Origin of the sequence: Oceanospirillum sediminis (genome assembly GCF_014164585.1) — a bacterium.
Lineage (GTDB): Bacteria > Pseudomonadota > Gammaproteobacteria > Pseudomonadales > Halomonadaceae > Oceanospirillum > Oceanospirillum sediminis.
The window spans coordinates 1-312 of the sequence record NZ_JACJFM010000340.1 but is presented as its reverse complement, the minus strand read 5'-3'; the positions used below and the strand labels follow the sequence as shown (position 1 = coordinate 312).

General features: G+C 35.6%; 1 protein-coding gene. It reads right to left on the bottom strand.

The features are described from left to right. Positions 1 to 312, bottom strand: a 312-nt coding sequence (locus H4O21_RS28865; protein ID WP_182812756.1) for a peptidylprolyl isomerase, incomplete at both ends; no start/stop codon positions are given.

Sequence of the window (312 nt, the reverse complement as noted above, 5' to 3'; positions counted from 1 at the left end):
AATATGATATCCGAATTGAGATTTCACAATATCCACTAAACCTTTTTTGTTGTCAAATAAAAATTTAGCAAATGCTGGATCAAAAGCCAATGGATTAAATGTAGAGTAACGTACCCAACCAATACTCCCATCATTTCCTTTTGATCCATCAGTATTTATCTCGTTGGCCACTTCATTAAATTTAGCTTTATTATTCTTCACCAACGGAAGCAAACTATCCACCTTCGCCTTTGCTTGTTCTTCAGTCAAAATAGTTTCGGCAGTAGCTGCTCTAGAACCCAAGAAAGGAACAATAATATGACTAGATTCGAG